Raw genomic sequence first — 13,955 nt, forward strand, 5'->3', positions numbered from 1 at the left:
TCTCTTGTTCTCTAAATTCTGAAGTCTTGGGTGCGGGATGAGGAAGGAGGACGACGACGGGCACCGGCCCGTCGTCGTCGGACTCCTTAGACCTCTTCTACGGAACTGGGCTCTGCACGGGACAGATCGATACCCAGTTCCTCCGCAGCCGTGAAGACTGCGTCATCAGAGTCACGCATTTCAATTGTGGTTCCGTCCGTGGAGAGGACTTCCACGTTCAGGCACAGCGACTGCATTTCCTTGATCAAGACCTTGAAGGACTCGGGAACGCCCGGCTCGGGGATGTTCTCGCCCTTGACGATGGCTTCGTATACCTTCACGCGGCCATGGATGTCGTCAGACTTGATGGTGAGGAGCTCCTGGAGCGTGTAGGCGGCGCCGTAAGCTTCGAGCGCCCACACTTCCATTTCACCGAAGCGCTGGCCACCGAACTGTGCCTTACCACCCAGCGGCTGCTGCGTGATCATGGAGTACGGGCCGGTGGAGCGCGCGTGGATCTTGTCGTCCACCAGGTGGTGGAGCTTCAGGATGTACATGTAGCCGACCGAGATCGGATCCGGGAACGGCTCGCCGGAGCGGCCGTCGAACAGGCGGGTCTTGCCGGAGGAGTTGATCAGGCGTTCGCCGTCACGCGTCACGTTGGTGGAGTCGAGCAGGCCCGTGATTTCCTCTTCGCGGGCGCCGTCGAACACCGGCGTTGCAACAGTGGTCTGGCCACTCTCGCGCGGCAGGTTCGGCAGCTGCTTGACCCATTCGGGCTCGCCTTCGATCTTCCAACCGGTCTTGGCAACCCAGCCGAGGTGCGTCTCGAGCACCTGGCCCACGTTCATACGGCCCGGAACACCCAGCGGGTTCAGGACGATGTCAACGGGGGTACCGTCGGCCAGGAAGGGCATGTCCTCAACGGGGAGGATCTTGGAGATGACACCCTTGTTGCCGTGGCGGCCGGCGAGCTTGTCGCCGTCGGTGATCTTGCGCTTGGCAGCGACGTAGACGCGGACCAGCTGGTTGACGCCCGGGGGCAGCTCGTCGTCGTTGTCGCGGTCGAAGACGCGCACGCCGATGACCGTGCCGGACTCGCCGTGGGGCACCTTCAGGGAGGTGTCGCGCACTTCGCGGGACTTCTCGCCGAAGATCGCGCGCAGCAGGCGCTCTTCCGGGGTCAGCTCGGTTTCACCCTTCGGGGTGACCTTTCCGACCAGGATGTCGCCGGCTTCAACCTCGGCACCGATGTGGATGATGCCGCGCTCGTCCAGGCCCGCCAGGACTTCCTCGGACACGTTGGGGATGTCACGGGTGATTTCCTCGGCACCAAGCTTGGTGTCGCGGGCATCGATCTCGTGCTCCTCGATGTGGATGGAGGAAAGAACGTCCTCGGCAACAATGCGCTGCGAGAGGATGATGGCGTCCTCGAAGTTGTGGCCTTCCCATGACATGAATGCCACGAGCAGGTTCTTGCCGAGGGCGAGCTCGCCCTGGTCCGTTGCCGGACCGTCGGCGATGATGCCGCCAACTTCCAGGCGCTGGCCTTCGTTCACCAGGACACGGTGGTTGTAGCAGTTGCCCTGGTTGGAGCGGGCGAACTTGTTGATGCGGTAGTTGGTCTCGGTGCCGTCGTCGTTTAGCATGATGACGAGCTCGGCGGAAACCTCGGTGACCACACCGGCCTTCTTCGCGATGACAACGTCACCGGCGTCGACGGCTGCTGCGCGCTCCATGCCGGTGCCCACGAACGGAGCCTCGGAACGGACCAGCGGCACGGCCTGGCGCTGCATGTTGGCACCCATGAGTGCGCGGTTGGCATCGTCGTGCTCGAGGAACGGGATCAGGGCGGTAGCCACGGACACCATCTGGCGCGGGGAAACGTCCATGAACTCGACGTCTGCGGCGGGAACGAGGACAGGCTCGCCTCCACCACCGCGGGCACGGACCAGGACGGTCTCTTCGGCGAACTTCTTGTTCTCGTCCAGCGGCGCGTTGGCCTGGGCGATCAGCACTTCGGCCTCGTCGTCGGCCGTCAGGTACTGGACGTCGTCGGAAACGACGCCGTCCTTGACCAGGCGGTACGGGGTCTCGATGAAGCCGAACGGGTTGATGCGTCCGTAGGAAGCCAGCGAACCGATCAGGCCGATGTTCGGGCCTTCAGGGGTTTCGATGGGGCACATACGTCCGTAGTGGGACGGGTGCACGTCACGGACTTCCATGCCGGCGCGGTCACGGGACAGACCACCGGGGCCAAGCGCGGACAGGCGGCGCTTGTGGGTCAGGCCCGAGAGCGGGTTGTTCTGGTCCATGAACTGCGAGAGCTGGGAGGTTCCGAAGAACTCCTTGATCGCGGCGACCACGGGGCGGATGTTGATCAGGGTCTGCGGCGTGATGGCCTCGACGTCCTGGGTGGTCATACGCTCGCGGACAACGCGCTCCATGCGGGACAGGCCGGTGCGGACCTGGTTCTCGATGAGCTCGCCGACGGCGCGGATGCGGCGGTTGCCGAAGTGGTCGATGTCGTCGATTTCGACGCGCAGGTCCACCTCCTGGCCATCGCGGGTGCCCTTGATGGTCTTCTCGCCGGCGTGCAGCGCGACGAGGAACTTGATCATGGCAACGATGTCTTCAACGTGCAGGACCGAAGCTTCCTTGTCGCCAAGGGAGCGGTCGATGCCAAGCTTGCGGTTGATCTTGTAGCGGCCAACCTTGGCCAGATCGTAGCGCTTGGAGTTGAAGTACAGGTTGTCCAGCAGCGACTGGGCAGCCTCGACGGTGGGCGGCTCGCCCGGGCGCAGCTTCCGGTAGATGTCAAGCAACGCGTCTTCGCGGGTTTCGGTGGCGTCCTTCTCCAGGGTTGCCCGCATGGAGTCGTACTGGCCGAACTCCTCGAGGATCTGGCCTTCGGTCCAGCCGAGGGCCTTGAGCAGGACCGTGACGGACTGCTTGCGCTTGCGGTCGAGGCGCACGCCGACCTGGTCGCGCTTGTCGATTTCCAGTTCGAACCAGGCGCCGCGGGACGGGATGATCTTCGCGGTGAAGATGTCCTTGTCGCTGGTCTTGTCGGCGGCGCGCTCGAAGTAGGCGCCCGGAGAACGGACCAGCTGGGAGACGACGACACGCTCGGTGCCGTTGACGACGAAGGTGCCCTTCTCGGTCATCAGCGGGAAGTCACCCATGAACACGGTCTGCTGCTTGATTTCGCCCGTGTTGTTGTTCATGAACTCGGCCTTGACGTACAGGGGAGCCGAGTATGTAGCGTCCCGGTCCTTGCACTCGGCCATGGTGTATTTGGGGTCAGCGAACTCCGGATCGGAGAAGCTCAGGGACATGGTGCCCTGGAAGTCCTCGATCGGGGAGATCTCTTCGAAGATGTCCGACAGGCCGGACGTAGTGGCGACGCTGAGATCGTTTTCTTCGACAGCCTTCGCTACGCGTGCCTGCCAGCGCTCATTTCCGACCAGCCAGTCGAAGCTGTCCGTCTGGAGGGCAAGCAGATTCGGAACGTCAAGAGGTTCGTGAATCTTTGCGAATGAGAGCCGGCGAGTGGCACCATCAGTGCTGTCGGCGGTGTTAGCGGTTTCGTTATTAGAGGTGCTCGAGGCGACCAAGAGGGATCCTTCCACAGACCTTCAGGCGTTTTCAGATCTCCCCCGCTGTGCACCCTGCGGAATGCTCCGCAGTGCTACCAGTCCGGTTCCGCTATATGACCCGGGGCCCGTGCTGACCATGCTGTGACGTTGTTGACGGCACGTTGATTGTCAGCTGCCAGGCAAAGCCCACCGCTATATGAAGGCTGAAGGTAAACAGGGAAGACGCAAATATCTACGATACGGCAAAATAACCTACATGTCTACCCCACATCCGGCCCGATTGCAAGCACCGGTTTCCGCCCAGCTCTACGGCACCATTTGAAGGGGCCCCCTGAACAAGCCCCGGGACGCCACCCGCTTTCCGGGATGCACCTCGCTTTGCGGAATGCACCTGGCGGGACCGGCGTTTGAATAGTTAGGTGACCAGGGTCACGGTACCCTTGGTGGCCTACACCGAAAATAGACCGGAAGAGATAACCATGGGCAACTCTCCTGACAACACTGACGTTGTCATACTCGCAGCAGCGCGCACACCGCAGGGCCGGATCAACGGTCAACTGGCAAGCTTCACCGCGGTGGAGCTCGGGGCCCGCGCCATCAAGGCTGCCCTGGAAGCCAGCGGCGTGGGCGCCGCCGACGTGGACGCCGTCATCATGGGCCAGGTGCTGCAGGCGGGCGCCGGCCAGAACCCCGCCCGGCAAAGCTCCATTGGCGCCGGCATCGGCTGGGACGTCCCTGCCGTGACCGTGAACAAGGTGTGCCTGTCCGGGCTCACCGCGGTGATCGACGCTGCCCGCCTGATCCGGGCCGGGGAGGCGGACGTTGTGGTGGCCGGCGGCCAGGAATCCATGACCCGGGCCCCGCACCTGCTGCCCGGCTCCAGGCAGGGGTGGACGTACGGCTCAATCCAGGCACTGGACGCCGCCGCCCACGATGGCCTGACTGACGCCTTCGACGGCCAGTCCATGGGCCTCTCCACCGAGACCCGCAACCTGGCCCTGGGGATTGACCGGACCTCCCAGGACAACGTCGCGGCGCAGTCCCACCAACGTGCCGCGCTGGCTGCCAAGAATGGAACGTTCGACGACGAGATCGTCCCGGTCAGCGTGAAGCAGCGCAAGGGCGACCCCATCGTGGTGTCCACGGACGAAGGGGTCCGGCCCAACACTTCCGTGGATTCCCTCGCCGGCCTGCGCGCCGCCTTCGTCACGGACGGCACCATCACCGCCGGGAACTCCTCTCCCCTGTCCGACGGGGCGGCCGCCCTTGTGCTGGCCTCCCGCGGTTATGCGGAGAAACACGGCCTTGAGTACCTTGCTGTGGTTGGGAAGCCCGGGCAGGTGGCAGGACCGGACAACTCGCTGCACTCCCAGCCGTCCAACGCCATCCGGGACGCTTTGGCACGGGCGGGCTGGACCGCTGCTGACCTCGACTTCATTGAAATCAACGAGGCCTTCGGATCGGTGGCGGTGCAGTCACTGAAGGACTTGGACTACCCGCTTGAGAGGTGCAATATCCATGGCGGGGCAATTGCGCTGGGCCACCCTATCGGGGCCTCCGGCGCCCGCCTGGCCGTGCATGCAGCCCATGAACTCAAGCGCCGCGGAACCGGCAAGGCGGCAGTGTCCCTGTGCGGCGGCGGCGGGCAGGGCGAAGCGCTCCTGCTGTACCGCGACTAATGGCGGGCCAGATCAGGAAGGACGCGGACGGCGTCGGACATGGACGCTTCCTGGCCGATGCCGCCGCCCGCGGCCTGCAGGTGGACGTCGTCGAAAGACCCGCCGCCAAAAGCCTCGAGGAAGCAGCCGGCATCCTGGGAATCACGCCGGGGGACATCGTGAAGTCGCTGGTGGTCAAGCACAAGGACGGCTCGTTCCTGTTTGCGCTGATTCCCGGCGACCGCCAGATCTCGTGGCCCAAACTGCGGACACTGGTGGGCGTCAACAAGCTGTCGCTGCCGCCCGCGGACGTGGCCCTGGATGCAACCGGCTATGAACGCGGCACCATCACCCCGCTGGGCAGCACCAAGAGCTGGCCGGTCTATGCGGACTCCACCGTGACCGGGCGCAGGATCTCGATGGGCTCAGGGGCCCACGGCTACAGTGCCTTCGTGGACGCGGACGCCCTGACCGCAGCACTGGGTGCCGTGGTCGCGGACATCAGCGACCCCGCCTGACCTCCCCGGACCCAACTAGGTAGCGCCAAGTGTCGTTTTGAACCCTCAAAACGACACTTAGCGCTACCTAGTTGGGCTGGGAACGCAAAAGCCCCGCCCACTAGATGTGGGCGGGGCTTTTCGTGGAAAAGGCGCTGTTACTTGAGGGTAACGGTGGCGCCTGCAGCCTCGAGCTGCTCCTTGGCCTTCTCGGCAGCTTCCTTGGTTGCACCTTCGAGGACAGCCTTGGGAGCGCTGTCAACCAGGTCCTTTGCTTCCTTGAGGCCCAGGGAAGTGATGGCGCGAACTTCCTTGATCACTGCGATCTTCTTGTCGCCGGCTGCTTCGAGGACGACGTCGAAGTCGGTCTTCTCTTCAACCTCTTCAGCAGCTGCGCCACCGGCGGGGCCGGCAACTGCAACAGCAGCAGCGGTAACTTCGAAGGTCTCTTCGAAGAGCTTGACGAACTCGGAGAGCTCGATGATGGTCAGTTCCTTGAAAGCTTCAATGAGCTCTTCGTTGCTGAGCTTCGCCATGGTAGGCGTCCTTCCTGTTGTGGTGTTCAGCGGCACGGGGCCGGGCATCACACCGGAGTCTGGTGGGGTGAAGAGACTTAGTTCTCTTCAGCTGCGGGAGCGTCAGCCGGGGCTTCAGCTTCTGCGGCAGGTGCTTCTTCAGCGGCAGGCGCCTCGGCAGCTGCCGGTGCACCGTTCTCTTCTTCAAGCTTGAGGCGCAGTGCGTCAATGATGCGTGCAGCGGCGGCGGCAGGGGCCTTGAGGACGCCTGCAACCTTGGCGAGCTGCAGCTCACGGGACTCGAGTGCTGCCAGTGCGGCAACCTCGCTGGCGTTCAGAGCCTTGCCCTCGAAGTAGCCGGTCTTGATGACGAGCTGCTTGTTGGTCTTGGCAAAATCCGTCAGGCTCTTGGCAGCGGCAACTGCGTCACCCTTGATGAACGCGATTGCAGTGGGGCCGGAGAGCTGGTCGTTGAATGCTTCAACGCCGGCTTCCTTGGCTGCAATGGCGGTCAGGGTGTTCTTGACGACCGCGAACTTGGTGTCCTGGCCGAGAGAAACACGCAGCTGCTTGAGCTGTGCAACGGTGAGCCCACGGTATTCGGTCAGGACAGCGGCGTTCGATTCCTTGAAATCGTTAGTGATCTCAGCTACTGCTGAAACCTTGGTAGGCGTTGCCATAACCCTCCTTCCGGGGATAGTGCCGGTATTCGACGGTCCCCGCTCAAGGTGAGCTAAAACTAAAAACGCCCCGCGCAGATGCACGGGGCTTGGCTCAACACGGATATCCCATGGAGCTGCTGCTTCGTTCACCTGCGCCGGCCGCCCTACGTTGAGGGTCCTTCGTCCAGAAATCCACTGCGCCTCCCGCGCACAACTGCAGAGTTGAGCCATGTTCGAGAGAGTGGATTTCCAACAACCGACGGTCTTTGGTCCTTCAAGTCTACGGGAGAGCCATCACTGCGCCAAATCGCGCCGTCAGCTGGTGCTTGTGCCCAGCTGCGGGAGTTCTTTCTGCCAGATGCCGGTGACCCCGGCCGTCTGGAACCCCAGCTGCTTGTTGACCGTCAGGAGGTACCGGTTTTCCGGCGCATTCCAGGTGTAGATGATCCGGGCATCCGGAAACTGTTCGGTGAGCCGTTCCATGTTTGCCACCTTGATCAGCAGGCCGAGCTTGTTTCCGCGGTGTTCCTGCAGCACCAGTGTGTCGTCCTGGAAGACAACATCGGCGCGGTGAGCCAGGACAGTGATGGTGGTCAGGCCCACAAGGGCGCCGGTGGCGAGGTGCTCGACGGCGGTGACCACCGTCCGCCGCCCCTGCGCGATGGCGACGTCTTCCGCTTCCCGGAGGATGCCGCCGTCGAACACCATGTCCTGCTCAACGGGCGCTTCCAAGGAGGGATCGACGTCGGCACCCGCCTGGTTCTCAAGGACGGCGACAGCTTCGAGCCATTGGTCAGGGCACCGGTCCGTCCAGTGGTGCAGCCGGTAGCGGCCGTTGTTGGCCTCTTCCGCTTCGGCCTGCAGATCCGCAACCAGCTTCGAATCCAGCGGCAGGGCGCAGGAGCTGAACTGTTCAATGTGTTGGAGCGTGTACCCGGTCTTCTGCGCGAACTCTACTTCGCGGCTCTCAAGCGGCACGAAGCCCTGGCCGGAACCGGGGACAAGCTGAGCCTTTTCGAACTCGTGAAGCGACGCACCCGGGTGGTTGGTGTCCACCAGGATCATGGTGCGCCCCTCTGCCCGGGCCAGCTGTTCGGCGGCCTGGAGCAGCCGCCTGCCCACGCCCTGGCGCTGGAATTCCGGCAGGATGTCCAGCGTGAACTCCGCGAGGTCCAGGTTGTCGGTGAGGGGCAAGGCGATGTCCACGGTGCCCACGATTTCGCCCTCCACTTTGGCCACCAGGATGAGCTGCCGCTCATAGGGGTCTTCAAATTCCAGGAGCTTTTCCAGCGGCTCGTAGGCGAGGTCGTCACTCCCCCAGGTCTGCATCCGGACCTTCCGGCCCACCTCGACGGCGGCAAGGAAGTCTGCGGCGTCCGGGGACTCGAGTGAGTCGGGGATCCAGAGCTGTTCGATCTTCACGTCTTTTGCCATTGGCGTCTTCATCCCAGCCGTTTCTGCCACTCACCTTCATAGCCGGCGGGCCTGAATCCAAGGGCAATATTTATGGCCAGCATATGTTGGTTTTCAATGGCATTCCACGTCAACACCGAACGCGCGGACGGCCACCTGTCCTGGGCGCGCCGGAGGTTCGCCAGTTTCACCAGGAGCCCGAGGCGGTGGCCGCGGTGGCCTCCGGCAACGAGCGTGTCCTGCTGGGCGATCGTGTCGGGGACCCCGGGCCGCCAGTTCAGGACGGTGTAGGCAACCAGCTCGCCCGTACTTAGGTGGAGGGCCGCCGTCACTGCCGACTGCACTCCGCCCCCGAGCAGCGTCCGTTCCTCCTCCCGCACGCGGGCGGCATCCCAGTCCTCGCCTTCCCAGTCCATGCCGGCGATGGGAACGTCCTCGGTCATCCTGGCCTTTAGCCGGGCGAAGGCGTCCACCAGGGTCTCCGGGCAGTGATCGTCCCAGCCGATAAGTCCGTAGCCTGCGGCCCGGGAAGAGGCTTCGGCCTCCAAATGGTCCAGCAGTTCCGGCGGCACCGGCAGCTCCAGGCGGCTGGATCGCTCAACCTGCTCCAGCTCGTAGCCGGAAGCGAGGGCAAAGGCTACGGCGGGGGCCGTCAGCGGCAGGGCACCCGCACCGGATTTGGCGGGCAGCAGGACAGCTCCGTCCGCATACTCCAGCGGGACCTCGTGATAGGCGTCCAGGGACGTCCTGCCCCGCTCCCGGGCTACGGTTTCGGCGTGTTCCCGGAGGATGCGTCCCAAACCCCGGCGCCGGTGGGCCGGGGAGACGAGGACGTCGATTCCGGCGGTGTGCGTGTTCTCGCGGAGCGGGAGCGTCACAGAGCAGAAGCCCACCGGTTCCCGGCCTAGCCTGGCAAGGTAAAACTGCCGCTCCTCGTACTCATTGCCCCGCCAGAACTCCACGGCTTCCGCCAGCGTGGGGCAGCGGTCCAGGTTGCCCCACAGCTCCAGTTCGTGGGCCACACGCATGGCATGGCACACCTTGAAGTCGGCAGTTGCCTCCCGGGCGCCTGCCACCATTCCGCTGCCAGGTGCCAGGAGGACGTCGACGGCGGAAATCGTGAGGGCATCGGGCGTCCCCGGGACGCCATCCAACTCCGGTCCGGCCATTTCTACAGCTTAGGCACAACGCAACCCTTCCGGGACGGACGCTTAAAACACAACCGCCCGGCACAGGTGCCGGGCGGTTGTGTTGGCTGCGGACGGGTCCGCAGCCAGAAGTTCAGGTGAGGATTTAGGCCTCGGTCAGAACCTTGGTGACGTTCGGGTCAACGGAGATGCCGGGACCGAACGTGGTGGCGACAGTAGCCTTCTGGATGTAACGGCCCTTGGAAGCGGACGGCTTCAGGCGAAGCACCTCTTCCAGCGCTGCTGCGTAGTTCTCGGCCAGCTTGACGGCGTCGAAGGACACCTTGCCGATGATGAAGTGCAGGTTGGAGTGCTTGTCGACGCGGAAGTCGATCTTTCCACCCTTGATGTCGTTGACGGCCTTGGTGACGTCAGGGGTCACGGTGCCCGTCTTCGGGTTCGGCATCAGGTTACGCGGACCCAGGACCTTACCGAGGCGGCCAACCTTGCCCATGAGGTCAGGGGTGGCGACGGCGGCGTCGAAGTCGGTCCAGCCGGCCGCGATCTTTTCGATCAGGTCATCGGAACCAACGAAGTCGGCGCCGGCGGCGATTGCAGCCTCAGCCTTGTCGCCGGTGGCGAACACCAGGACGCGGGCGGTCTTACCGGTGCCGTGGGGCAGGTTGACCGTGCCGCGGACCATCTGGTCAGCCTTGCGGGGGTCGACGCCGAGGCGGAATGCAACCTCTACGGTGGCATCGAACTTGGACGGGTTGGTGTCCTTGGCGAGGGTTACTGCCTCGAACGGCGCGTAGAACTTCTCCGCGTCGATCTTGGCGGCTGCTGCCTCATATGCTTTGCTGCGCTTTGCCATGCTGCTTGTTTCTCCTTGTGCAGTTGTGGTCTGCGGACCGCGCTGGGCCCTGCCACAGTTGGTGAGCGGACTCGTTATCCGTGCCCGGTTCCCAACATTTCTATGTAGGTGGTGCCGGTCGTCCCGGCGGTGCCGCCCGTCGTCGTGATCGGTTTCCCGAGCCCGACGCCAAGGCGACGGAAGCGACTAGCCTTCGACGGTGATACCCATGGAGCGGGCGGTGCCGGCGATGATTTTCGCGGCGCCTTCGAGGCTGGTGGCGTTGAGGTCTTCCATCTTGGTGGAAGCAATCTCGTTGACCTGGGCCTGGGTCAGCTTGGCAACCTTGACGGTGTGCGGGGTAGCTGAACCCTTGGCGACGCCTGCAGCCTTCTTGATGAGCTCTGCAGCCGGCGGTGTCTTGGTGATGAACGTAAAGGAACGGTCCTCGTAGACCGTGATTTCCACGGGGATGACGTTTCCGCGCTGGGCTTCCGTCGCAGCGTTGTACGCCTTGCAGAATTCCATGATGTTGACACCGTGCTGGCCAAGCGCAGGACCGATCGGCGGAGCCGGGTTAGCGGCACCTGCCTGGATCTGCAGCTTGATGAGGCCGGTGACCTTCTTCTTGGGAGCCAATGTAGGGTCCTTCTCTCAATAACGTCCTGGGGCACAGGAGCGTGCCTCAGGTTTTTGGCCGCCATGGCGAGGCGGCCGGCCGTTCCGGTGCCGCTAAGCGGGCAGCGCCGGGACGAATTCTTTGGATAATCAGATCTTGGTGACCTGGTTGAACGCCAGGGTGACCGGGGTTTCGCGCTCGAAGATGGAAACCAGCACCACGAGGGTCTGGGATTCGACCTTGATCTCGGAGATCGTGGCGGGAAGGGTCTCGAAGGGGCCCTCCTTGACGATGACCGACTCGCCGACCTCGAAGTCAACGTCCACCGGAGCCTGGTTCTGCTTGTTGACCGGCTTGCCCTTCTCGGCCTGCTCTTCCTCGAAGACGGGGGCGAGCATGGAGAAGACCTCATCAAGGCGCAGCGGCACCGGGTTGTGGGCGTTGCCCACGAAGCCGGTAACGCCGGGGGTGTGCCGGACGGCGCCCCAGGAGGCGTCGGTCAGGTCCATGCGGACCAGCACGTAGCCCGGGATGCGGACGCGGTTGATCACCTTGCGCTGAGCGTTCTTGATCTCAACGACTTCTTCCATCGGGACCTGGATCTCGAAGATGTAATCTTCCATGTCCAGGGTCTGGATGCGGGTTTCCAGGTTGGCCTTCACGCGGTTTTCGTAACCTGCGTAGGAGTGGATGACGTACCAGTCACCTTCCTGGCGGCGCAGCTTGGCCTTGAACTCTTCTGCGGGGTCTACCTCGGCCTTGGCGGCGGCAGCGGCGAGGGCGTCGGTGGACTGTCCCTCGGAGCCGGCCTCGTCATCGGCCTCTGCGTCGAAGTCATCGGAATCGGCGTCATCGGATTCGGGCGCGGAGGATTCAACCCCAGACTCGTCACCGGCTTCTGCCGTGATGTCCGCGGACTCTTCCAGCTCAGTCTCGGTTACCTCGAGCTCCTGCTCAGACACTTGGTCTCCTGCTTCCTCATTGCCTAACATGCCTATTTAAATGGCTCAATTCCGCACACCGGGTGTTTCCCTCCGGATTCCCGGATGGAACACACAGCCTGCGGACGGTGCAGCCTTAGCTGTCCGTGGGGCCTTTACCGCCGAAGAGCCAGCCGACGGCGGATCCGAAGCCAATGTCCAGCAGGCTGACGATGACCATCATGATGCCTACGAACACCAGCACCACGAGTGTGTAATTAATCAGTTCCTTGCGGGTTGGTGCAACAACCTTCTTCAGCTCGCCGATGATCTGGCGGACAAAGAGTGCAATACGGGCGAAGAAGTTTGCCTTGGCGTCCTTCTTAGCTGGGCGGCCCTTGGAGCTGCTGGCAGCTGTTTCGGTCACCTGGTCCTCGCTCATCTTTGCAATGTTGGATTACCCGGCCCTGATCAGAACCATGGTTGCTGCGCTTGCCCCGGATTTTCGCCCGGGGCAGCTTGCGCAGGGCAGACAGGACTCGAACCTGCAACCTGCGGTTTTGGAGACCGCTGCGCTACCAATTGCGCCACTACCCTATGGAGTGAATTCCACTCTCCGATGACGAACCGCCAGCTGCACTGGGGCGCACGTCATCATCCGTGTTTCAACACCGGTGAACCAGTCTACGCAACAACTTCGCGTTCGTCGAACCGGCCCGTTTCCGGCCCCCGACTGCTGCCCCTGGCTGACATTGACCGGAACAGTCACAAATCAAAACGGGCAACCCGGAGGGTCCGCTGAACAGCATAGAGTAGAACTCGTCGAATCCCACATTCCAGCCGCCAGGCTGCAAGCGAAGAACGGACCTGCCATGTCTGCCGCCCGCGTTTCCCAGCGCATTTCCGCCATTGCCGAATCCGCAACCCTCGCCGTTGATGCCAAGGCGAAGGCGCTGAAGGCAGCAGGCCGGCCGGTCATTGGTTTCGGCGCGGGTGAACCCGACTTTCCCACCCCGGACTACATCGTCCAGGCCGCCATTGAGGCGGCGGGCCAGCCGAAATACCACCGCTACTCCCCCGCCGGCGGGCTGCCCGAACTGAAGAAGGCCATCGCCGAGAAGACCCAGCGCGACTCCGGCTACGCCGTGGACCCTTCCCAGGTGCTGGTGACCAACGGCGGCAAGCAGGCCGTCTACAACACCTTCGCCACCCTGGTGGACCCGGGTGACGAGGTCATTGTTCCCACTCCATTCTGGACCACCTACCCGGAAGCCATCCGGCTTGCCGGTGGCGTGCCCGTGGAGGTCTTCGCCGGCCCGGAGCAGGACTACCTAGTCACTGTTGAACAGCTTGAGGCGGCTGTCACGGACAAAACGAAGATCCTGCTTTTCGTCTCGCCGTCCAACCCAACCGGCTCGGTCTACTCGCCGGAGCAGGTTGCCGAGATCGGCAAATGGGCGGCGTCAAAGGGCCTGTGGGTGGTCACCGACGAGATCTACGAGCACCTGACGTACGACGGCGTTCCCTTCACCTCGATCGCGACCGCCGCCCCTGAGCTGGGCGACAAGGTCGTCATCCTCAACGGCGTCGCGAAGACTTACGCCATGACCGGCTGGCGCGTGGGCTGGATGATCGGCCCGGCCGATGTCATCAAGGCAGCCACCAACCTCCAGTCACACGCAACGTCCAATGTCTCCAACATCATGCAGATCGCCGCCCTGGCCGCCGTTTCCGGTCCCCTGACCGCCGTCGACGAGATGAAGGTGGCGTTTGACCGCCGACGCAAGGCCATCGTTGCGGGCCTGAACGCCATCGACGGGGTGGAATGCCCGACGCCGAAAGGCGCCTTCTACGTCTACGCGGACGTCCGCGCGCTGCTGGGGAAGGAATTCCCGACGGCGTCCGGCACCGCCACGCCGCAGACCTCCGCTGAGCTGGCGGCACTGATCCTGGACGAGGTCGAGGTGGCAGTGGTTCCGGGTGAGGCCTTCGGCCCCTCCGGCTTCCTGCGCCTTTCGTACGCACTGGGCGACGATGACCTCGCCACCGGTGTGCAGCGCCTGCAGGACTTCCTGGGCAAGGCCCAGTAGGCACCCTCTCTCACTTAACGCGG

The 13,955-nt window shown here is 63.6% G+C and carries 12 protein-coding genes and 1 tRNA gene; 3 read left to right on the forward strand and 10 right to left on the reverse strand.

Features of this window, described 5'->3' with window-relative positions; all coding sequences use genetic code 11:
- Positions 1–86: 86 nt before the first annotated feature.
- The gene (rpoB, locus tag C3B78_RS14295; RefSeq protein WP_104999808.1) at positions 87–3,596 is read right to left on the reverse strand and encodes a DNA-directed RNA polymerase subunit beta; all 3,510 of its coding nucleotides are present in this window, start codon (positions 3,594–3,596) and stop codon (positions 87–89) included.
- A 461-nt stretch (positions 3,597–4,057) separates the two neighbouring features.
- On the opposite strand from rpoB, the gene C3B78_RS14300 reads away from it, so the two are divergent.
- Both C3B78_RS14300 and C3B78_RS14305 read left to right on the forward strand, forming a co-directional pair.
- A complete protein-coding gene (locus C3B78_RS14300; RefSeq protein ID WP_104998640.1) occupies positions 4,058–5,257 on the forward strand; it encodes an acetyl-CoA C-acetyltransferase in 1,200 nt (399 codons plus the stop codon).
- A complete protein-coding gene (locus C3B78_RS14305; protein WP_104998641.1) occupies positions 5,257–5,754 on the forward strand; it encodes an aminoacyl-tRNA deacylase in 498 nt (165 codons plus the stop codon). Before C3B78_RS14300 ends, C3B78_RS14305 begins: the two co-directional genes overlap by 1 nt.
- A gap of 137 nt (positions 5,755–5,891) precedes the next feature.
- On the opposite strand, the gene rplL is transcribed toward C3B78_RS14305, so the two are convergent.
- From rplL to C3B78_RS14350, 9 genes are all read right to left on the reverse strand, one after another.
- Positions 5,892–6,269, reverse strand: a complete 378-nt coding sequence (gene rplL, locus C3B78_RS14310; protein ID WP_013601842.1) for a 50S ribosomal protein L7/L12 — start codon at positions 6,267–6,269, stop codon at positions 5,892–5,894.
- Positions 6,270–6,346: 77 nt separating this feature from the next.
- Positions 6,347–6,928, reverse strand: a complete 582-nt coding sequence (gene rplJ / locus C3B78_RS14315; protein WP_104998642.1) for a 50S ribosomal protein L10 — start codon at positions 6,926–6,928, stop codon at positions 6,347–6,349.
- 297 nt (positions 6,929–7,225) lie between these two features.
- Positions 7,226–8,344, reverse strand: a complete 1,119-nt coding sequence (locus tag C3B78_RS14320; protein ID WP_104998643.1) for a GNAT family N-acetyltransferase — start codon at positions 8,342–8,344, stop codon at positions 7,226–7,228.
- Between the two features lie 8 nt (positions 8,345–8,352).
- Positions 8,353–9,492 (reverse strand): GNAT family N-acetyltransferase, encoded by a 1,140-nt coding sequence (locus C3B78_RS14325; protein WP_104998644.1) that lies wholly within the window; start codon positions 9,490–9,492, stop codon positions 8,353–8,355.
- 124 nt (positions 9,493–9,616) lie between these two features.
- Positions 9,617–10,324: a 50S ribosomal protein L1 gene (rplA, locus tag C3B78_RS14330; protein WP_104998645.1), complete on the reverse strand. Its 708-nt coding sequence runs from the start codon at positions 10,322–10,324 to the stop codon at positions 9,617–9,619.
- 186 nt (positions 10,325–10,510) lie between these two features.
- The gene (gene rplK / locus C3B78_RS14335) at positions 10,511–10,942 is read right to left on the reverse strand and encodes a 50S ribosomal protein L11 (RefSeq protein ID WP_003803853.1); all 432 of its coding nucleotides are present in this window, start codon (positions 10,940–10,942) and stop codon (positions 10,511–10,513) included.
- Between the two features lie 129 nt (positions 10,943–11,071).
- Positions 11,072–11,884 carry a transcription termination/antitermination protein NusG gene (gene nusG, locus C3B78_RS14340; RefSeq protein WP_104998646.1) on the reverse strand — a complete coding sequence of 271 codons (813 nt, stop codon included), beginning with the start codon at positions 11,882–11,884 and terminating at the stop codon, positions 11,072–11,074.
- A 115-nt stretch (positions 11,885–11,999) separates the two neighbouring features.
- The gene (secE, locus tag C3B78_RS14345) at positions 12,000–12,284 is read right to left on the reverse strand and encodes a preprotein translocase subunit SecE (RefSeq protein WP_104998647.1); all 285 of its coding nucleotides are present in this window, start codon (positions 12,282–12,284) and stop codon (positions 12,000–12,002) included.
- A gap of 82 nt (positions 12,285–12,366) precedes the next feature.
- Positions 12,367–12,439 (reverse strand) — tRNA-Trp (locus C3B78_RS14350).
- Between the two features lie 275 nt (positions 12,440–12,714).
- Here C3B78_RS14350 and C3B78_RS14355 point away from each other — a divergent pair.
- Positions 12,715–13,932, forward strand: coding sequence for a pyridoxal phosphate-dependent aminotransferase (locus tag C3B78_RS14355; protein WP_104998648.1), 1,218 nt, complete (start codon positions 12,715–12,717; stop codon positions 13,930–13,932).
- Positions 13,933–13,955 lie beyond the last annotated feature (23 nt).

Origin of the sequence: Arthrobacter sp. PGP41, from assembly GCF_002953935.1 — a bacterium.
Lineage (GTDB): Bacteria > Actinomycetota > Actinomycetes > Actinomycetales > Micrococcaceae > Arthrobacter.